Below are 18,221 nucleotides of genomic sequence, written 5' to 3' on the forward strand. Positions count from 1 at the left end.
GCATGGCAACGGTAATGAAGAAGGTTGACGCAGTAATCGTGGGCTTCGGCTGGACCGGCGCGATCATGGCCAAAGAGCTGACCGAAGCGGGTCTCAACGTGCTGGCGCTGGAGCGCGGGCCGATGCAGGACACCTACCCGGACGGCAACTATCCGCAGGTGATCGACGAACTCACCTACAGCGTGCGTAAAAAACTCTTTCAGGACATCTCCAAGGAAACCGTCACCATTCGCCACAGCGTCAACGACATCGCCCTGCCGAACCGCCAGTTGGGCGCGTTTCTGCCGGGCAATGGTGTTGGCGGCGCCGGACTGCACTGGTCGGGCGTGCACTTCCGGGTCGATCCGATCGAGTTGCGCATGCGTAGCCACTACGAAGAGCGCTACGGCAAAAGCTTTATCCCCAAGGACATGACCATCCAGGACTTCGGCGTCAGCTATGAAGAACTGGAGCCGTTCTTCGATTTCGCCGAAAAAGTCTTCGGCACCTCGGGCCAGGCCTGGACGGTGAAAGGCCAATTGGTCGGTCAGGGCAAGGGCGGCAACCCGTACGCGCCGGATCGCTCCAACCCGTTCCCGCTGGAAGCGCAGAAAAACACAGTCTCCGCACAGCTGTTCGGCAAAGCAGCGACTGAAGTCGGTTACAAGCCCTACAACCTGCCGTCCGCGAATACGTCAGGGCCGTACACCAACCCTTACGGCGCGCAAATGGGCCCGTGCAACTTCTGCGGTTTCTGCAGCGGCTATGTCTGCTACATGTATTCCAAAGCCTCGCCGAACGTGAACATTCTGCCGGCGCTCAAGCCGCTGCCGAATTTCGAGCTGCGGCCCAACTCGCATGTGTTGCGGGTCAATCTCGACAGCAGCAAATCCAAAGCCACCGGCGTGACCTACATCGACGGACAGGGTCGCGAGATCGAGCAACCGGCGGATCTGGTGATTCTCGGCGCGTTCCAGTTGCACAACGTGCGTCTGATGCTGCTCTCCGGCATCGGCAAACCGTACGACCCGAAGACTGGCGAAGGCGTGGTCGGGCGTAACTTTGCCTACCAGAACATGGCGACCATCAAGGCGTTCTTCGACAAGGACACCCACACCAACAACTTCATTGGCGCCGGCGGCAACGGCGTGGCGCTGGATGACTTCAACGCCGACAACTTCGACCACGGCCCGCACGGCTTCGTCGGCGGCTCGCCGATGTGGGTCAACCAGGCTGGCAGCCGGCCGATTGCCGGCACTTCGAACCCGCCGGGCACACCGGCGTGGGGCAGTGCCTGGAAACGCGCGACCGCCGATTACTACACCCACCAGGTGTCGATGGACGCCCACGGCGCGCATCAGTCCTACCGTGGCAACTACCTCGATCTCGATCCGGTGTACCGCGATGCCTATGGTTTGCCGCTGCTGCGGATGACCTTCGACTGGCAGGAAAACGACATCAAGATGAACCGTTTCATGGTCGAGAAAATGGGCAAGGTCGCCGAAGCGATGGGCCCGAAAGCCATTGCGGTGATCGGCAAGAAAGTCGGCGACCACTTCAACACCGCGTCGTACCAGACCACCCACCTTAACGGTGGCGCGATCATGGGCACCGATCCGAAGAAGAGCGCGCTGAACCGCTACCTACAGAGCTGGGACGTGCACAACGTCTTCGTTCCGGGCGCCTCGGCGTTCCCGCAAGGCCTGGGTTACAACCCGACCGGGCTGGTTGCGGCACTGACCTACTGGTCGGCGAAGGCGATCCGCGAGCAGTACCTGAAAAACCCCGGCCCGCTGGTTCAGGCTTAAGGAGCGATGACCATGAAAAATCTTGTTATCGCGACCCTGGCGCTGCTCGGCAGTGCCGCAATTCATGCGGCTGAAGTTGATCAAAGTCTGATCAAACAGGGCGAATACCTCGCCCGCGCCGGTGACTGCGTGGCCTGCCACACCGCCAAGGGCGGCAAAACGTTCGCCGGTGGCCTGCCGATGGAAACCCCGATCGGCACGATCTACTCGACCAACATCACCCCGGACAAAACCGGCGTCGGTGAATACAGCTTCGAGGACTTCGATCAGGCCGTGCGGCATGGCGTCGCCAAAAACGGCAGTACGTTGTACCCGGCGATGCCGTATCCGTCCTACGCGCGTGTCAGCGAAACCGACATGCAAGCGTTGTACGCGTACTTCATGCACGGCGTAGAACCGGTGGCGCAGGAAAACAAGGCCAGCGACATTCCGTGGCCGTTGAGCATGCGTTGGCCGTTGATGGGCTGGCGCTGGATGTTTGCGCCGAAGGTCGAGGACTACAAAGCGACGAGTACCGACCCGGTGATCGATCGTGGTGCGTATCTGGTCGAAGGCCTCGGTCATTGCGGTGCCTGCCATACGCCGCGCGCCCTGACCATGCAGGAAAAATCCCTGAGCGCGGCCGATGGCAAAAACTTCCTCGCCGGCAGTGCGCCGCTGGAAGGCTGGATCGCCAAAAGTCTGCGTGGTGATCACAAGGATGGCCTCGGTAGCTGGAGCGAAGAGCAACTGGTGCAGTTCCTCAAGACCGGGCGTAGCGATCGCAGCGCCGTGTTCGGCGGCATGAGCGATGTGGTCACCCACAGCATGCAATACATGACGGATGCCGATCTGACGGCGATTGCCCGCTACCTCAAGTCGTTGCCGGCCACTGATCCGAACGATCAACCGCATCAGTACGATGAAAAAGCCGCCAAGGCGCTGTGGAACGGTGATGACAGTCAGCGTGGCGCTGCGGTGTACATCGACAACTGCGCCGCGTGCCACCGCACCGATGGCCACGGTTATACCCGGGTGTTCCCGGCGCTGGCGGGTAATCCGGTGCTGCAATCGGAAGACCCGACTTCGTTGATTCACATCGTGCTCAAGGGCGGTACGTTGCCGGCGACACACACGGCGCCGTCGACCTTCACCATGCCGGGCTTCGCCTGGCGTCTGTCGGATCAGGAAGTGGCGGATGTGGTGAGCTTCATCCGCGGCAGTTGGGGTAATAAAGGTGCGCCGGTCAGCGCCAAAGAAGTTGCGGGTTTACGCAGCGACGATATGAAAACTACGTCCACTGATGATCTTGGCCAAGTCACCGATCATCATTAAAAACAAAAACCCTGCATGAACCATTCATGCAGGGTTTTTTAATGACAGATATCGCAACAAGTTCCAATCTTACGGATTAACGATACTTACATAAGCCTTGGCCAATGCAATCAGCTTCGCCTTGTCGTCGTTATCAATATCACCATCACCGTCCACATCGTTCTTGTTGGTGCGAACAGTGAACGTTATGCCACGGTCGCTGGACACTGCCACCACGTAGTCCGAGTCAACCAGAGTCTCGGTGGGCAGCTCCTGCTCGGCGTTCCAGCCCAGTTCCTTGCGCGCAAGTTGCATCGAAACAATGGTATTGGGCTCCGATGCATTGGGCAGCATCATTTGCATAAAGACGCCACGCTGATTGAGATAAGACATGAATTAAATCCTTTTAATTTAGTTACCGGACAAATGCCAATGGAAGTGGCCAAGACTATATTCGATAACTTGGCGCGACAACGGGACATATGTATCTCGGATTGTACTTTGCACTTATATATAAACTTTGCCAGTCAGCGCATATCCCATCGCTGAACGGTACTGGATCACACCGGGCGCGCTCAGGTACTGTATGTATATACAGATCAGGAGCCCGCCCAATGATCAACCCTCTCCCGCCCCGCGGTCGCGGAACCGCCAGTAACCCGCACAACCGCTTCGCGCCGAACCGCTCGGTGGCGGAGGATGACGGCTGGTATCAGGAAGTGCCGCTGACGCAAGGCACCGAGGTGATGATCGAAACCGCAAAAACCATCATCACCCGTAACACTTCACCAGACTTGCCGTTCGACCGTTCCATCAATCCCTATCGAGGCTGCGAGCATGGCTGCATCTATTGCTACGCACGGCCCAGCCACGCCTATTGGGACATGTCACCCGGGCTGGATTTCGAAACGAAACTGATCGCCAAGACCAACGCCGCCCAAGTGCTGGAAGAACAGCTCGGAAAGAAAGGCTATCAATGTGCGCCGATCAACCTGGGTTCCAACACCGACCCGTATCAGCCGATCGAGCGTGAACACAAAATCACCCGCCAGACCCTCGAAGTGCTGCTGCGCTATAAGCACCCGGTGACCATCATCACCAAAGGCTCGCTGATTCTGCGCGACCTCGACCTGCTCACCGAACTGGCGCAGCAACGGCTAGTGGCCGTAATGATCAGCCTGACCACGCTGGACGACGAACTCAAACGCATCCTCGAACCGCGCGCCGCTGCACCCAAGGCACGATTGCGCGCGATCCGGGTGATGCGCGAAGCAGGCATTCCCGTTGGTGTGCTGTGTTCACCGATGATTCCAATGATCAATGACAGTGAAATCGAAAATCTGCTCAACGAAGCCCACGCCGCCGGTGCGCAAAGTGCTGCGTACATGATGTTGCGTCTGCCGCTGGAAGTGGCGCCGCTGTTCGAGGAATGGCTTCAGTCGCACTACCCGCAACGCGCCGCGCACGTGCTGAGCCTGATCCGCCAGAGCCGTGGCGGCGAACTCTACGACAGCCGTTTTGGTGCACGCATGCGCGGTGAAGGGGTGTTCGCCGATCTGCTCGCGCAGCGGTTTGCCAAAGCGATCAAGCGTCTTGGCTTGAATCATCGCGAGGGCTATAACCTCGATTGCACGGTCTTCTGTCCGCCGGGTCGCCAGATGTCGTTGATTTAGCGACAATTGGCCTATGGTTGAGGGGTTGGAATCCTTCCGCCGAAATCACCCAGTCACGTTTTTTGTGACCTGGAACACACGTTCTAGAGCGTTTGATTCAGTTTGAGTTAAGTTTCGGCGGCTACCTTGTTCATCGAGTGACTGACGGGTCGGGATGACCCGGATGTTTAAACAGCCACTGGCTTCATACCGGAATACATGGGAATGACTCCCCTAATCCGCCAAAGAGGATGAATCATGAGTGACAAGGATAAACAGCCGTTGGCTGCGTCGGCGCAAACCCCTGAAGCGGAATCCGCCGATGCAGCGCTGCGACAGATCGTAGACGGCTTTTTGCATTTTCATCATGAGGTCTTCCCACAGCAGGAAGAACTCTTCAAGAAACTCGCCACGGCCCAAGCGCCCAAGGCGATGTTCATCACCTGCGCCGACTCGCGCATCGTCCCCGAGCTGATTACCCACAGCTCGCCCGGCGATCTGTTCGTGACCCGTAACGTCGGCAACGTCGTGCCGCCTTACGGGCAGATGAACGGCGGCGTTTCCACCGCGATCGAATACGCGGTACTGGCGCTCGGCGTGCAGCACATCATCATCTGCGGCCACTCCGATTGCGGCGCCATGCGTGCGGTGCTCAATCCGGACAGCCTGGAAAAAATGCCGACAGTGAAAGCCTGGCTGCGCCACGCTGAAGTCGCGAAAACCATGGTGCATGAAAACTGTAACTGCGCCGACGAAAAAGAAAGCATGCCGATCCTCACCGAGGAAAACGTCATCGCCCAACTGCAGCACTTGCGTACCCATCCTTCGGTAGCCTCGCGCATGGCGAACGGTCATTTGTTCATCCATGGCTGGGTCTACGACATCGAAACCAGCGAAATCAAAGCTTACGACGCGGATCAGGGACGTTTCCTGCCGCTCGACGGTAGCCATCCGATTCCGGTGGCGACGCCCAAAGCGCGCTTCTAAATCTTCCTAAAAATCTGTGTGGTTTGACGCCGGCCGCTGTTTCAGCGGTTCGGCGAAGCCATGCCTGAAGAAAACTTCGGGAGAATCGCTATGCGTGCGGCTCAATTGAAAGCGGTGTTGCCACGGGAGTTGCTCGCTTCAGTGGTTGTGTTTCTGGTCGCGTTGCCGCTGTGCATGGGTATCGCGATTGCGTCAGGGTTGCCACCGGCCAAGGGTTTGATCACTGGGATCATCGGCGGTCTGGTGGTCGGTTGGCTGGCGGGTTCGCCGTTGCAGGTCAGCGGGCCGGCGGCGGGTCTGGCGGTGTTGGTGTTCGAACTGGTGCGCCAGCACGGCATCGAGATGCTCGGGCCGATTCTGCTGCTCGCCGGTTTCCTGCAACTGGTCGCCGGGCGCTTGAAGCTCGGTTGCTGGTTTCGGGTCACGGCGCCAGCGGTGGTGTACGGGATGCTGGCGGGGATTGGCGTCTTGATCGTGCTGTCGCAGGTGCATGTGATGCTTGATGCGTCGCCGAAACCTTCGGGGCTGGATAACCTTACGGCGTTTCCGGCGGCGGTGGCGCAGGCCTTGCCGTCGTTTGGCTGGCAGGCCGGGTTGCTCGGGCTGTCGACCATCGCGGTGATGTGGCTGTGGGAGAAGTTTCGCCCACATTCGTTGCGCTTCGTTCCTGGGGCATTGCTCGGTGTCGGGCTGGCGACCGGGGCAAGTCTGTTGCTGGCCCTGCAAGTCAAACGCGTCGAGGTGCCGGCGAATCTGGCCGAAGCCATCGATTGGCTGAAACCGGCGGACTTGCTCAGCCTGGCTGATCCGACGCTGCTGATCGCCGCGTTCGCGGTGGCCTTCATCGCCAGTGCCGAAACGTTGCTGTCCGCCGCTGCGGTGGATCGCATGCACAGCGGCGTGCGTTCGGATTTCGACCGCGAACTGTCGGCGCAAGGTGTCGGCAACATGCTCTGCGGTCTGCTCGGCGCGCTGCCGATGACCGGGGTGATCGTGCGCAGTTCGGCCAACGTCCAGGCCGGCGCGACCACGCGTTACTCGACGATCTTCCATGGTCTGTGGCTGCTGGCGTTCGTGCTGTTGCTGTCGAGTGTGCTGCAAAGCATTCCGGTGGCGAGCCTGGCCGGTGTGCTGGTCTATACCGGGTTCAAACTGGTCGATCTCAAAGCGTTTCGAGGCCTGGGACGTTATGGGCGCATGCCGATGTTCACCTACGCGGCGACGGCGCTGGCGATCATCTTCACTGACCTGCTGACGGGCGTGTTGATCGGTTTCGGTCTGACGATGTTGAAACTGGCGTTCAAGGCTTCGCGATTGAAGATCAGCCTGATCGATCTGCCGCAGGAGGGTGAGATGGAATTGCGTCTGGTCGGTGCGGCGACCTTCCTCAAGGTGCCGGCGCTGACGCAAGTGCTGGGCAGCATTCCCCAGGGGACGACGGTGCATGTGCCGCTCAATAACCTGAGCTACATCGACCATTCGTGTCTGGAGTTGCTGGAAGAGTGGGGCCGGGCGAATGCGGCGAAGGGCTCGAAGCTGTTGATCGAGTCGCGAGGGTTGAAGCGCAGGCTTGAGGGACGGATTCGAACCACTACCGGTATCGGTGCGGCCGGCTAAATTTGCTGGTTGAACTCAACCCCTGTAGGAGCTGCCGCAGGCTGCGATCTTTTGATGTTGTTTTTAACAATCAAGATCAAAAGATCGCAGCCTGCGGCAGCTCCTACATTGGATCGTGTGAACTCAGGCAGCAGGCTGGTCCAGCTCCAGGCCCACACCCAGGCGTCGGCTCATGCATGGCCAGCGTTTCCACGCGGCGCCGGTGTCCGGGCTGCTGAGTTTGCCGCGGTAGGCTTCTACCGACTCCAAGGCAAAACTCTCGTCGTTGAGCATCTCGTCGATGGCGTGATGCACCGCTTCGTCCAGTTGGTTGGCAAATTCCTCGCCGATCAATTGGTGAGCAATCAAGTTAGCGACCGTCATGTCCAAGGGGATCAGTGGCTGGCCGAAATGCTTGATGTACAGGTCGTTGACCTCTTCAACAAAACGGTGCGCCAGATAGGCTTCGTCGAGCAGGCTGTCCAGGCCAACGTGCCCGGCCATGATGGCTGGCGGCTGGAGGAAATACTGCTCGGCGATTTTCAGCACCGGTTTGATCTGCGATTCGATTCCCGCTTCCCTGGCAACTTCATTGGCTGCATCCAGCAGGTCTGGCACTTCATCAATGTAGGCGGCGACAAAACGCGTCAGCACACCGTTGGCGTCGGCTTCCGGCAATTGGATCGCCGGGTGTAAATGAGGCAGCTTGCTTTCCAGCTGACGGGTCAGCAGGCCGGTTTCTTTTTCGTGTTGTTGGGCTTTTTGGATCTGCTCGCGCAATGCGGCGGTGTTCATGAAAACTCCAGGAAACAAGGCAATGAAATAGGGAAGACATAACTTAGCTGGCTTACGAAAAATGCTAAGACGCATTTGTCATAATTATTTCATCCTTGATGCACCTGCGTTATATCGGTTTGCCACCACTCGTCTGCATCCTTCTCCATTCGTGCCCTTGAACGCAAGTGCCAGCTGTTTCAGCTGATTTACGTGCGCACATTGCAATTTCCCGTCGCTGTCTATACTCGCCATTGAATGGAGTTAGCTGATGACGCCCGACTGCACCCGCAGCAAGGCCCGGCGATTCAAGTTCGTAGTCTGATGCAGCCGCTCCCTTGCCGCAGGCGAAAGCCGGCGGGATAACAAGAACGATAAGGGGAACCCGCAATGATGCGACATCCACACGTCTGGATGGGCCTCCTGTTGTGGTCGATTTTCAGTCCGGCACACGCTGCCTGGACTGTAAATATGGCGCCTGGAGCGACTGAAATCAGTCACGCAGTATTCGACCTGCACATGACCATTTTCTGGATCTGTGTGGTGATCGGGATCATCGTCTTCGGCGCCATGTTCTGGTCGATGATGGTGCACCGCCGTTCTACCGGGCAGGTCGCCGCAAAATTCCACGAAAGCACTACCGTCGAAATTCTCTGGACCGTCGTACCGTTCCTGATTCTGGTGGCGATGGCCGTACCGGCGACCGCCACCTTGATCAAGATGTACGACACCAGTGAGCCGGATATCGATATCCAGATCACCGGTTATCAGTGGAAGTGGCACTACAAATACCTGGGCCAGGACGTCGAGTTCTTCAGCAACCTGGCCACCCCCGCCGAGCAGATCCACAACAAGGAAACCAAGGGCGAGCATTACTTGCTCGAGGTCGACAAGCCGCTGGTGCTGCCGACTGGCGCCAAGGTGCGTTTCCTCGTGACCTCGGCCGACGTTATTCACTCGTGGTGGGTGCCGGCCTTCGCGGTGAAACGCGATGCGATCCCGGGATTCGTCAACGAGGCGTGGACGCGCATCGACAAGCCCGGCATTTACCGTGGCCAGTGCGCCGAACTGTGCGGCAAGGACCATGGCTTCATGCCGATCGTGGTCGAGGTCAAAGAGAAGGCCGACTACGACAAGTGGCTCGCCGAGCGCAAAGCCGAAGCCGCGCAGCTTAAAGAGCTGACCAGCAAGGAATGGACCCTCGAGGAACTCAAGGAACGTGGCGACAAGGTTTATCACACCACCTGCGTTGCCTGTCACCAGGCCGAAGGCCAAGGCCTGCCGCCGATGTTCCCGGCGCTCAAGGGCTCGAAAATTGCCACTGGCCCGATCAAGGATCACTTGAGCATTGTCTTCCACGGCAAGCCCGGCACCGCCATGGCGGCGTTCGGCAAGCAGCTGTCGGAAGTCGATATCGCAGCGGTCGTGACCTACGAACGTAACGCCTGGGGCAACAACAAGGGCGACATGGTCACGCCAAAAGAAGTGCTGGAGCTGAAACAGGCGGAAAGCAAATGAGCCGGTCTATCGCGTACCTCGTGAACCGGTCGGGGCAACGCGCCCCGGCCTGCCTCATTCACTCACGTAAAGGAGACCGGCCATGAGCGCTGTCATCGATGACCACGGTCATGCCGACCACGCCCACGGCCCCGCCAAAGGCCTGATGCGCTGGGTGCTGACCACCAACCACAAGGACATCGGCACGCTGTACCTGTGGTTTGCGTTCTGCATGTTCCTGCTCGGCGGTACGTTCGCGATGGTGATTCGCGCCGAACTGTTCCAACCAGGGCTGCAGATCGTCGAACCGGCGTTCTTCAACCAGATGACCACCATGCACGGTCTGGTGATGGTCTTCGGTGCGGTGATGCCGGCCTTCGTCGGCCTCGCCAACTGGATGATCCCGTTGATGATCGGCGCGCCGGACATGGCCCTGCCGCGGATGAACAACTTCAGCTTCTGGCTGCTGCCGGCGGCGTTCCTGATCCTCGTGTCGACCCTGTTCACCCCCGGTGGCGGGCCGAACTTCGGCTGGACGTTCTATGCGCCGCTGTCGACGACGTATGCACCGGAAAGCGTGACCTTCTTTATCTTCGCCATCCACTTGATGGGCATCAGTTCGATCATGGGCGCGATCAACGTGGTCGCGACCATCCTCAACCTGCGCGCCCCCGGCATGACCCTGATGAAAATGCCGCTGTTCGTCTGGACCTGGCTGATCACCGCGTTCCTGCTGATTGCGGTGATGCCGGTGCTGGCCGGGTGCGTGACGATGATGCTGATGGACATCCACTTCGGCACCAGTTTCTTCAGTGCAGCCGGTGGCGGTGACCCGGTGTTGTTCCAGCATGTGTTCTGGTTCTTCGGGCATCCCGAGGTGTACATCATGATCCTGCCGGCCTTCGGCGCCGTCAGCTCGATCATCCCGACCTTCTCGCGCAAGCCGCTGTTCGGCTATACCTCGATGGTCTACGCGACGGCGAGCATCGCCTTCCTGTCGTTCATTGTCTGGGCGCACCACATGTTCGTGGTCGGCATTCCGCTGGTGGGCGAGCTGTTCTTCATGTACGCCACGCTGCTGATCGCGGTGCCGACCGGGGTGAAGGTGTTCAACTGGGCCAGCACCATGTGGCAAGGCTCGCTGACCTTCGAGACGCCGATGCTTTTCGCCGTGGCGTTCGTGATCCTGTTCTCCATCGGCGGTTTCTCCGGATTGATGCTGGCGATCGCCCCGGCGGACTTCCAGTACCAGGACACCTACTTTGTGGTCGCGCACTTCCACTACGTGCTGGTGCCGGGGGCGATCTTCGGCATCTTCGCTTCGACCTACTACTGGCTGCCGAAATGGACCGGCCACATGTACGACGAAACCCTCGGCAAGCTGCATTTCTGGCTGTCGTTTGTCGGCATGAACCTGACCTTCTTCCCGATGCACTTCGTCGGTCTTGCGGGGATGCCTCGGCGGATTCCGGACTACAACCTGCAGTTCGCCGACTTCAACATGGTCTCCTCGATTGGCGCGTTCATGTTTGGCGCGACGCAGATTTTCTTCTTGTTCATCGTCATCAAGACCATTCGCGGCGGCCCGCCAGCACCGGCCAAGCCTTGGGATGGTGCGGAAGGTCTGGAGTGGAGCGTGCCGTCACCGGCGCCTTATCACACCTTCACCACACCGCCGGAAGTGAAATGAACACAGATCTCCCTGTGGGAGCGAGCCTGCTCGCGAAGAACGATGACGCGGTTCATCTGGTGCACCGAGTTGTCTGCTTCGCGAGCAAGCTCGCTTCCACAAGGGATCTGGTGAGAGGCATGAACCATGGCTGACTCGATCTCGCTGAAAAAACTGGTCACCCGCCTGCTCGGGGTGGTGGTGGCGATGTTTGTCTTCGGTTTTGCCCTGGTGCCGATCTACGATGTGATGTGCAAAGCCTTCGGCATCAATGGCAAGACCGGTGGACAGTACGAGGGTGAGCAAGTGGTCGACACTTCGCGCCAGGTGCGCGTGCAGTTTCTCTCGACCAACAACGTCGATATGCCGTGGGACTTTTATCCCAAGCATGACGAACTCACCGCCAACCCCGGCGCGGTCAACGAGATGATCTTCATCGCGCGCAATCCCACCGACAAACCGATGAGTGCGCAAGCGGTGCCGAGTATCGCGCCGAGCAATGCGGCGGCGTATTTCCACAAGACCGAATGCTTTTGTTTTACCCAGCAGGTGCTGCAGCCCGGTCAGCAGATCGAGATGCCGGTGCGTTTCATTGTTGACCGCGACATGCCCAAGGATGTGAAGCACCTGACGCTGTCCTACACGCTGTTCGATATCACCGCCCGACATCCGCCGGTGGCTGTAAACACTGGCGGTTGAGCGTGCCCGATAAGGAGAACAATAAATGGCAACTCATGAGCACTATTACGTTCCGGCCCAGAGCAAATGGCCGATCATCGCCACCTTCGGCATGGCCATCACCGTTTACGGCCTGGCCGTCTGGTTCAACGATCTGAAGGCGACGCGGCCGGAATCCCACGGCCCGTACATCTTTTTCGTCGGCAGCCTGTTGCTGGCGTACATGCTGTTCGGCTGGTTCGGGGCGGTGATCAAGGAAAGCCGCGCGGGCCTTTACAGCGCGCAGCTGGATCGCTCGTTTCGCTGGGGCATGAGTTGGTTCATCTTCTCCGAGGTGATGTTCTTCGTCGCCTTCTTCGGCGCGCTGTTCTACGTGCGCCACGTCTCCGGGCCGGCGCTCGGTGGCGAAGGAACGAAAGGCCTCGCCCATATGCTCTGGCCGAACTTCCAGTTCACCTGGCCGCTGCTGCACACGCCGGACCCGAAACTGTTCCCGCCGCCCAAGGACGTCATCAGCCCGTGGGGCCTGCCGCTGATCAATACGATTCTGCTGGTCAGCTCCAGCGTGACCATCACCATCGCCCACCATGCCTTGAAGAAGGGCCATCGCGGCGTACTGAAAATCTGGCTGGCGATCACCGTGCTGCTCGGCTGCGCGTTTCTCGGTTTCCAGGCTGAGGAATACATTCACGCCTATCACGAACTGGGCCTGACCTTGGGTTCGGGCATTTATGGCGCGACGTTCTTCATGCTCACCGGGTTCCACGGCGCCCACGTAACCATCGGCACGATCATTCTGTTTGTGATGCTGATGCGCATCATGAAGGGCCATTTCGACAACGAACATCAGTTCGGTTTCGAAGCGGCGAGCTGGTATTGGCACTTCGTCGACGTGGTGTGGATCGGCCTGTTTATCTTCGTTTATGTGCTCTAACAACAGCTGCAAGCCACAACAAAAGCTGCGAGCTGCAAGCTTCAAGGCAAAACGGTAAGGCTTTTAACTTGTAGCTTGCCGCTTGCCACTTGCAGCGAGTGTCTACCACGTCACGTGGGACACCAGTTGGCCGCTGTAAAAGCCCCAGGCAATCAAGCCGACGGTGGCAGCGGCCAATGCCACCCGAACACTCAAGGCGATGACCAGGCGATTCGAGCTGCTGTCGTCCTTGACCAGGAAAAACAGGCCGCTGAACAGGCTGATCACCGTGGCAATCAGCATCAGGACGATCGCTGTTTTGAGCATGGGAAGAACTCCGGGGGACAGGCGATGCAATTGAGTATAGCGAGCGCAACGACTGACTTTGTGGCGCAGCCATGAAGCGTTTTCGCCCGGGCGTGATACCGACCGTGGTGGTGGCATTGTTGCTGCCGCTGCTGGTGTCATTAGGCTTCTGGCAATTGAGCCGTGGTGCCGAGAAAACCGCCCTGCTCGCCAGTTACGCCGAACGTCGTGCGGCCGATCCGATGGCCAGCACTGAGTTGCTGAACAGCGCCGATCCGGCCTATCGCCGCGTGCATCTGCACGGCCAGTTCGATGCCGCGCACAGTTTGCTGCTGGATAACCGCCAGCGTAACGGCAAGGTCGGCGTCGAGTTGCTGCAACCCTTTCAGGATCAACGCACCGGATTGTGGCTGCTGGTCAATCGCGGCTGGCTGCCGTGGCCGGATCGCCGCGTGCCGCCACAATTCACTACGCCCAGTGAAGCGTTGAATGTCGATGCCTGGGTCTACGTCGCCCCTGGCGCCACTTTTCAGTTGCACGCCGACCCGGTCAGCAGCACCTGGCCGCAAACCATCACTGCCGTCGAACCCGTCAAGCTGTGGAAAACCCTTGAGCGCGACGGCTTCACCTACGAATTACGCGCCGAATCCGGCCCGGCCAGCTACGAGGCCGATTGGCCGGTGGTCGCCATGGGCCCGGAAAAACACCTCGGTTACGCCGTGCAGTGGTTCGCCATGGCCACCGCCCTGCTCGGCCTCTACGTCTATTTGGGCTTGCACAACGCAAAGGAGAACCACCATGGGAACGGCCATGAATCCACCCAGCATGTCTGAGGCGAAGCCTGCCGCCACCCGTCGTCGCGGGCGCATTCAGTTATTGCTGATTGTGCTTGGCGTGATCGGGCCGATGGTGCTCGCCACCGGCATGTACAAATTGCAGTTCTGGGTGCCAGAAGGTCGCAGCTATCACGGCGAACTGATCGGCAACGGCCAGACCCGCGCCGACCTCGGCGTGCAAGCGGAGGAAGAGCGCTGGCAGATACTGGTCACCGCACCGAAAGAATGCGCGGTGGACTGCCAGCAACTGGTGTATCTGGCGCGGCAGATCCAGATCGGCCTCGGTCGCGATGCCGGCCGCGCAAGCCACGCCCTTGCTGCTGCGCAACCGGTGAGCGCTGATTACGACGCCAAGCTGACCCGCGAATATCCGCAACTGCAACGCTACCCGCTGGACGCCGGTGTGTTCAGCAAGACAACCGGCGACAAAGCAACGCCGCAACTGTGGATCATCGACCCTCACGGCAATCTCGTACTGCGTTACGAGCCGAATGTAAAAGGCAAGGATCTGCTCAACGACCTGCGGCACCTGCTGAAACTGTCGAACATCGGATAAGGGCATCGTCATGGCCAAACCTGGATTTCGCCTCGCGCTGTTTGCCACCCTGCTGGCACTTATTGTGGTGCTGCTCGGCGCCTACACGCGCCTGACCCACGCTGGCCTCGGCTGTCCGGACTGGCCGGGCTGCTACGGGTTTATCAGCGTGCCGAAAAGCGAAGCCCAACTGGCCCATGCCGAACTGCATTACCCCGACTCGCCAGTGGAGGCGCACAAGGGCTGGAACGAGATGATCCACCGCTATTTCGCCGGCACCCTCGGCCTGCTTATTTCGATTCTGGCCGGACGCGCGTGGGTTAACCGTCGTCATTCGGGGCAGCCGTTGAAACTGCCGCTGTTTCTGCTGGCTGTCGTGATCGCACAAGCGGCGTTCGGCATGTGGACGGTGACGCTCAAGCTTTGGCCGCAGGTGGTCACCGGGCATTTGCTCGGCGGCTTTGCGACGCTGAGTCTGTTGTTTTTACTGACGTTGCGATTGTCCGGGGTGCTGCCGGCGCTGACCGTGCCCAAGCGTTTGCAGTATTGGGCGACAGCGGGATTGTTGTTGGTGATTGGTCAGATCGCGCTGGGTGGCTGGGTCAGTTCCAACTACGCGGCGGTGGCCTGCATCGACTTCCCGACCTGCCACGGGCAATGGCTGCCACCGGCGGATTTCGCCAACGGTTTTCACCTGACCCAGCACATCGGCCCGAATTATCTGGGTGGGCAACTCGACAGCGATGCACGCACGGCGATTCACCTGACTCATCGTATCGGCGCGCTGCTGGTGACGCTGGTGCTGCTCGGTCTCGCTTGGCAATTGAAAGTGGTTGGCATGACGCGGTTGGCCGGTCTTGTGTTGATTGCCCTCGCGGCGCAGATCACCCTCGGCATCAGCAACGTGCTGTTCCATCTGCCGCTGCCGGTGGCGGTCGCGCATAACGCTGGCGGTGCGGCGCTGTTGCTGACCATGGTGCTGGTCAATTACCACGCGCGCACCAGTCTGGTTCGGGTCAAGCAACCGGTGCTCGCGCGCTGGCGCTTGAGCCCGCGCAAACATTCCGCCGCGCCCATCACTATTAAAGGAGAAACGCCGTGGCGATTCTGATTGGCGAACGTCCGCATCAGGCGATCTGGCGTGATTACCTGGAGCTGACCAAACCGAAAGTCGTGGTGCTGATGCTGATCACCTCGCTGGTCGGCATGTTCCTCGCGACCCGCGCCGGGGTGCCGTGGACGGTACTGGTGTTCGGTAATCTGGGCATTGCGTTGTGTGCCGGCGGCGCGGCGGCGGTCAATCATGTGGTCGATCGGCGCATCGATGCGGTGATGGCACGCACGCATAAACGGCCCCTCGCTGAAGGACGGGTTTCGCCGGCGGCGGCGCTGACGTTTGCACTGGTGCTGGCGTTGCTCGGTCAGGCCCTGTTGCTGACTTTCACCAATCCGCTGACCGCTTGGCTGACCTTGGCCTCACTGCTCGGTTATGCGGTGATCTACACCGGTTTCCTCAAACGCGCGACGCCGCAGAACATCGTCATCGGTGGCCTCGCCGGCGCCGCACCGCCGCTGCTTGGCTGGACCGCCGCCACCGGTCACGTCAGCGCCGAACCATTGTTGCTGGTGCTGATCATCTTCGCCTGGACGCCGCCGCACTTCTGGGCGCTGGCGATTCATCGCAAAGAGGAATACGCCAAGGCCGACATCCCGATGCTGCCGGTCACCCACGGCGAGCACTACACCAAAGTGCACATTCTGCTGTACACCTTCGCGCTGCTGGCGGTGAGTCTGTTGCCGTACGTGATCCACATGAGCGGTGTGCTCTACCTGATCTGCGCTCTCGGTCTGGGCGCAAGGTTTCTGCAATGGGCCGTGGTGCTGTACCGTGGCACTCGGCCGCACGCGGCGATCAACACCTTCAAGTACTCTATTTGGTACTTGTTTTTGCTGTTCATTGCCCTGCTCGTAGACCACTACTTACTGTTGAACCTATGACTCGAACCCAGAAAACCGTCTTCATCCTCGTCGCCGTGATCGCGCTGATCCTCGGCCTGACCGTCAACAAAGTGCTGAGCGGCAAGGGCCAGGGCGACCCCACCGCGCTGATCGACGCTGGCATCATTCTGCTGCCGCAAAGCCGTAATCTGCCTGACGTGACGATGACCGATCAGGACGGCAAACCGGTGGCGATCAATGAGTTGAAAGGTAAATGGAGTCTGCTGTTTTTCGGCTATACCTTCTGCCCTGATATCTGCCCGACCACGTTGGCGCAACTGCGGCAGATCAAGAGCGAGTTGCCCAAGGACGCTGTGGACAAGTTACAGATCGTGCTGGTCAGCGTTGACCCGAACCGCGATAACCCCAAGCAGTTGAAGCAGTATCTGGGTTACTTCGATCCGCAGTTTGTCGGCCTGACGCCGACCTCGATTGAAGAACTGCAGAAGGTGGCGAATGCGGTGAGTATTCCGTTTATTCCGGCGGATACCAGTAAGCCGAATTACACCGTCGACCATAGCGGCAATCTGGCAGTGATCGGGCCGGACGGGACGCAGCGTGGGTTTATTCGAGCGCCGTTGAATAACGCCAAACTGGTTGCGCAACTCCCGGTCATGCTTAATCGCAAGTAATCGCCTAAAGGCAAAAGCCCCTCACCCTAGCCCTCTCCCAGAGGGAGAGGGAACTGATTGGGGGATATTCAAGAGTTACGCCGACCTGAAAGTTATCCGCTGAATCCATAATCAACTCGGTCTGTCAGGTCGATGTAGAACGCAAGACACCTCGGTCGGCCCCCTCTCCCTCCGGGAGAGGGCTGGGGTGAGGGGAAGCTTCACAGCAGGTCCAAAGCCCAACACCAGACACAAAAAAGGGGACGCCATTAGCGTCCCCTTTTTCATTGCAGCCAGCCCAATCAGAACGCCGGCAGCACCGCGCCTTTGTACTTCTCGGTAATGAACTTCTTCACTTCCGGGCTGTGCAGCGCAGCAGCGAGTTTCTTCATCGCGTCGCTGTCCTTGTTGTCCGCGCGGGACACGAGGATGTTCACGTACGGCGAATCATTACCTTCAATCACCAGCGCATCCTTGGACGGATCAAGCTTGGCTTCCAGCGCGTAGTTGGTGTTGATCAGTGCCAGATCAACCTGAGTCAGCACGCGCGGGATGGTCGCGGCTTCCAGTTCACGGATTTTCAGGTCTTTCGGATTTGTCGCAATGTCTTTGACGGTCGACAGGATGTTGGTCGGATCCTTCAAAGTGATCACGCCAGCCTTGGCCAGCAGCAACAGCGCGCGGCCGCCGTTGGTGGCGTCGTTCGGGATCACCACGTTGGCGCCGCTTGGCAGATCCTTCAGGTCCTTGAGCTTGCTCGAGTAAGCGCCCAGCGGCTCCAGGTGCACACCGGTCACGGCAACCAGACTAGTGCCCTTGGCCTTGTTGAACTCATCGAGATACGGCTGGTGCTGGAAGAAGTTGGCGTCCAGACGCTTTTCCGCGACCTGTACGTTCGGCTGAATGTAGTCGGTGAACACCTTGACCTTCAGCTCCACGCCTTCTTTGGCCAGCGCCGGTTTCACGAACTCGAGGATTTCTGCGTGCGGCACCGGGGTGGCAGCAACGGTCAGGGTTTCGGCATGGGCCGAGAATGCCGCAACGGCAGCGAATGCAGCGATCAGTTTTTTCATTCAGCTAACTCCTTTT

18 protein-coding genes are annotated in these 18,221 nt (G+C 59.3%); 14 read left to right on the plus strand and 4 right to left on the minus strand.

The features are described 5' to 3' along the window. The first annotated feature begins 2 nt into the window (after positions 1 to 2). Complete coding sequence (locus ACI514_RS24880; protein WP_405122569.1) at positions 3 to 1,787, plus strand: GMC family oxidoreductase; 1,785 nt, start codon at positions 3 to 5, stop codon at positions 1,785 to 1,787. A 12-nt stretch (positions 1,788 to 1,799) separates the two neighbouring features. After that, complete coding sequence (locus ACI514_RS24885) at positions 1,800 to 3,101, plus strand: c-type cytochrome (protein ID WP_405122570.1); 1,302 nt, start codon at positions 1,800 to 1,802, stop codon at positions 3,099 to 3,101. A gap of 69 nt (positions 3,102 to 3,170) precedes the next feature. On the opposite strand, the gene ACI514_RS24890 is transcribed toward ACI514_RS24885, so the two are convergent. Further along, positions 3,171 to 3,473 (minus strand): hypothetical protein, encoded by a 303-nt coding sequence (locus ACI514_RS24890; protein WP_405122571.1) that lies wholly within the window; start codon positions 3,471 to 3,473, stop codon positions 3,171 to 3,173. A gap of 221 nt (positions 3,474 to 3,694) precedes the next feature. On the opposite strand from ACI514_RS24890, the gene ACI514_RS24895 reads away from it, so the two are divergent. The 3 genes from ACI514_RS24895 (at position 3,695) to ACI514_RS24905 (ending at position 7,336) form a co-directional block, all read left to right on the plus strand. Continuing rightward, the gene (locus ACI514_RS24895) at positions 3,695 to 4,753 is read left to right on the plus strand and encodes a PA0069 family radical SAM protein (RefSeq protein WP_405122572.1); all 1,059 of its coding nucleotides are present in this window, start codon (positions 3,695 to 3,697) and stop codon (positions 4,751 to 4,753) included. A 237-nt stretch (positions 4,754 to 4,990) separates the two neighbouring features. Further along, positions 4,991 to 5,719 carry a carbonic anhydrase gene (locus tag ACI514_RS24900; RefSeq protein WP_007911720.1) on the plus strand — a complete coding sequence of 243 codons (729 nt, stop codon included), beginning with the start codon at positions 4,991 to 4,993 and terminating at the stop codon, positions 5,717 to 5,719. Positions 5,720 to 5,809: 90 nt separating this feature from the next. Next, the gene (locus tag ACI514_RS24905; RefSeq protein WP_405122573.1) at positions 5,810 to 7,336 is read left to right on the plus strand and encodes a SulP family inorganic anion transporter; all 1,527 of its coding nucleotides are present in this window, start codon (positions 5,810 to 5,812) and stop codon (positions 7,334 to 7,336) included. A gap of 123 nt (positions 7,337 to 7,459) precedes the next feature. On the opposite strand, the gene ACI514_RS24910 is transcribed toward ACI514_RS24905, so the two are convergent. Beyond that, the gene (locus ACI514_RS24910; protein ID WP_095049530.1) at positions 7,460 to 8,110 is read right to left on the minus strand and encodes a hypothetical protein; all 651 of its coding nucleotides are present in this window, start codon (positions 8,108 to 8,110) and stop codon (positions 7,460 to 7,462) included. A 369-nt stretch (positions 8,111 to 8,479) separates the two neighbouring features. On the opposite strand from ACI514_RS24910, the gene coxB reads away from it, so the two are divergent. The 4 genes from coxB (at position 8,480) to ACI514_RS24930 (ending at position 12,867) form a co-directional block, all read left to right on the plus strand. Then, positions 8,480 to 9,607 carry a cytochrome c oxidase subunit II gene (gene coxB, locus ACI514_RS24915; RefSeq protein WP_405122574.1) on the plus strand — a complete coding sequence of 376 codons (1,128 nt, stop codon included), beginning with the start codon at positions 8,480 to 8,482 and terminating at the stop codon, positions 9,605 to 9,607. Positions 9,608 to 9,689: 82 nt separating this feature from the next. Next, entirely contained in the window at positions 9,690 to 11,276 is a 1,587-nt protein-coding gene (gene ctaD, locus ACI514_RS24920) for a cytochrome c oxidase subunit I (protein ID WP_008081194.1), read from the plus strand. A gap of 126 nt (positions 11,277 to 11,402) precedes the next feature. Beyond that, the gene (locus ACI514_RS24925; RefSeq protein ID WP_007911727.1) at positions 11,403 to 11,954 is read left to right on the plus strand and encodes a cytochrome c oxidase assembly protein; all 552 of its coding nucleotides are present in this window, start codon (positions 11,403 to 11,405) and stop codon (positions 11,952 to 11,954) included. A 25-nt stretch (positions 11,955 to 11,979) separates the two neighbouring features. Then, positions 11,980 to 12,867, plus strand: coding sequence for a cytochrome c oxidase subunit 3 (locus ACI514_RS24930; RefSeq protein WP_405122575.1), 888 nt, complete (start codon positions 11,980 to 11,982; stop codon positions 12,865 to 12,867). A 102-nt stretch (positions 12,868 to 12,969) separates the two neighbouring features. On the opposite strand, the gene ACI514_RS24935 is transcribed toward ACI514_RS24930, so the two are convergent. Beyond that, the gene (locus ACI514_RS24935) at positions 12,970 to 13,173 is read right to left on the minus strand and encodes a twin transmembrane helix small protein (RefSeq protein ID WP_102902573.1); all 204 of its coding nucleotides are present in this window, start codon (positions 13,171 to 13,173) and stop codon (positions 12,970 to 12,972) included. A gap of 71 nt (positions 13,174 to 13,244) precedes the next feature. Here ACI514_RS24935 and ACI514_RS24940 point away from each other — a divergent pair, with 71 nt between their 5' ends. From ACI514_RS24940 to ACI514_RS24960, 5 genes are read left to right on the plus strand one after another with little or no spacing between them, the layout of a single operon-like run. Then, positions 13,245 to 13,985: an SURF1 family protein gene (locus ACI514_RS24940; RefSeq protein WP_405122576.1), complete on the plus strand. Its 741-nt coding sequence runs from the start codon at positions 13,245 to 13,247 to the stop codon at positions 13,983 to 13,985. Next, positions 13,951 to 14,544: a hypothetical protein gene (locus ACI514_RS24945; RefSeq protein WP_405122577.1), complete on the plus strand. Its 594-nt coding sequence runs from the start codon at positions 13,951 to 13,953 to the stop codon at positions 14,542 to 14,544. The genes ACI514_RS24940 and ACI514_RS24945 overlap by 35 nt, the downstream gene beginning before the upstream one ends. Positions 14,545 to 14,554: 10 nt before the next feature. Continuing rightward, a complete protein-coding gene (locus ACI514_RS24950; protein WP_405122578.1) occupies positions 14,555 to 15,634 on the plus strand; it encodes a COX15/CtaA family protein in 1,080 nt (359 codons plus the stop codon). Then, entirely contained in the window at positions 15,622 to 16,521 is a 900-nt protein-coding gene (gene cyoE / locus ACI514_RS24955; RefSeq protein ID WP_160054517.1) for a heme o synthase, read from the plus strand. Before ACI514_RS24950 ends, cyoE begins: the two co-directional genes overlap by 13 nt. Continuing rightward, positions 16,518 to 17,153, plus strand: coding sequence for an SCO family protein (locus tag ACI514_RS24960; protein WP_007911741.1), 636 nt, complete (start codon positions 16,518 to 16,520; stop codon positions 17,151 to 17,153). The genes cyoE and ACI514_RS24960 overlap by 4 nt, the downstream gene beginning before the upstream one ends. A 281-nt stretch (positions 17,154 to 17,434) precedes the next feature. On the opposite strand, the gene ACI514_RS24965 is transcribed toward ACI514_RS24960, so the two are convergent. Next, complete coding sequence (locus ACI514_RS24965) at positions 17,435 to 18,205, minus strand: MetQ/NlpA family ABC transporter substrate-binding protein (RefSeq protein WP_095125096.1); 771 nt, start codon at positions 18,203 to 18,205, stop codon at positions 17,435 to 17,437. Positions 18,206 to 18,221: the final 16 nt, after the last annotated feature.

Source organism: Pseudomonas sp. M20 (assembly GCF_045037865.1).
Taxonomy (GTDB): Bacteria; Pseudomonadota; Gammaproteobacteria; order Pseudomonadales; family Pseudomonadaceae; genus Aquipseudomonas.

What these genes read in the sequence shown, in the direction of transcription:
- ACI514_RS24880 (WP_405122569.1), top strand. Translation starts at nt 3, where the DNA reads ATGGCAACGGTAATGAAGAAGGTTGACGCAGTAATCGTGGGCTTCGGC.
- ACI514_RS24885 (WP_405122570.1), top strand. Translation starts at nt 1,800, where the DNA reads ATGAAAAATCTTGTTATCGCGACCCTGGCGCTGCTCGGCAGTGCCGCA.
- ACI514_RS24890 (WP_405122571.1), bottom strand. Translation starts at nt 3,473, where the DNA reads ATGTCTTATCTCAATCAGCGTGGCGTCTTTATGCAAATGATGCTGCCC.
- ACI514_RS24895 (WP_405122572.1), top strand. Translation starts at nt 3,695, where the DNA reads ATGATCAACCCTCTCCCGCCCCGCGGTCGCGGAACCGCCAGTAACCCG.
- ACI514_RS24900 (WP_007911720.1), top strand. Translation starts at nt 4,991, where the DNA reads ATGAGTGACAAGGATAAACAGCCGTTGGCTGCGTCGGCGCAAACCCCT.
- ACI514_RS24905 (WP_405122573.1), top strand. Translation starts at nt 5,810, where the DNA reads ATGCGTGCGGCTCAATTGAAAGCGGTGTTGCCACGGGAGTTGCTCGCT.
- ACI514_RS24910 (WP_095049530.1), bottom strand. Translation starts at nt 8,110, where the DNA reads ATGAACACCGCCGCATTGCGCGAGCAGATCCAAAAAGCCCAACAACAC.
- coxB (WP_405122574.1), top strand. Translation starts at nt 8,480, where the DNA reads ATGATGCGACATCCACACGTCTGGATGGGCCTCCTGTTGTGGTCGATT.
- ctaD (WP_008081194.1), top strand. Translation starts at nt 9,690, where the DNA reads ATGAGCGCTGTCATCGATGACCACGGTCATGCCGACCACGCCCACGGC.
- ACI514_RS24925 (WP_007911727.1), top strand. Translation starts at nt 11,403, where the DNA reads ATGGCTGACTCGATCTCGCTGAAAAAACTGGTCACCCGCCTGCTCGGG.
- ACI514_RS24930 (WP_405122575.1), top strand. Translation starts at nt 11,980, where the DNA reads ATGGCAACTCATGAGCACTATTACGTTCCGGCCCAGAGCAAATGGCCG.
- ACI514_RS24935 (WP_102902573.1), bottom strand. Translation starts at nt 13,173, where the DNA reads ATGCTCAAAACAGCGATCGTCCTGATGCTGATTGCCACGGTGATCAGC.
- ACI514_RS24940 (WP_405122576.1), top strand. Translation starts at nt 13,245, where the DNA reads ATGAAGCGTTTTCGCCCGGGCGTGATACCGACCGTGGTGGTGGCATTG.
- ACI514_RS24945 (WP_405122577.1), top strand. Translation starts at nt 13,951, where the DNA reads ATGGGAACGGCCATGAATCCACCCAGCATGTCTGAGGCGAAGCCTGCC.
- ACI514_RS24950 (WP_405122578.1), top strand. Translation starts at nt 14,555, where the DNA reads ATGGCCAAACCTGGATTTCGCCTCGCGCTGTTTGCCACCCTGCTGGCA.
- ACI514_RS24960 (WP_007911741.1), top strand. Translation starts at nt 16,518, where the DNA reads ATGACTCGAACCCAGAAAACCGTCTTCATCCTCGTCGCCGTGATCGCG.
- ACI514_RS24965 (WP_095125096.1), bottom strand. Translation starts at nt 18,205, where the DNA reads ATGAAAAAACTGATCGCTGCATTCGCTGCCGTTGCGGCATTCTCGGCC.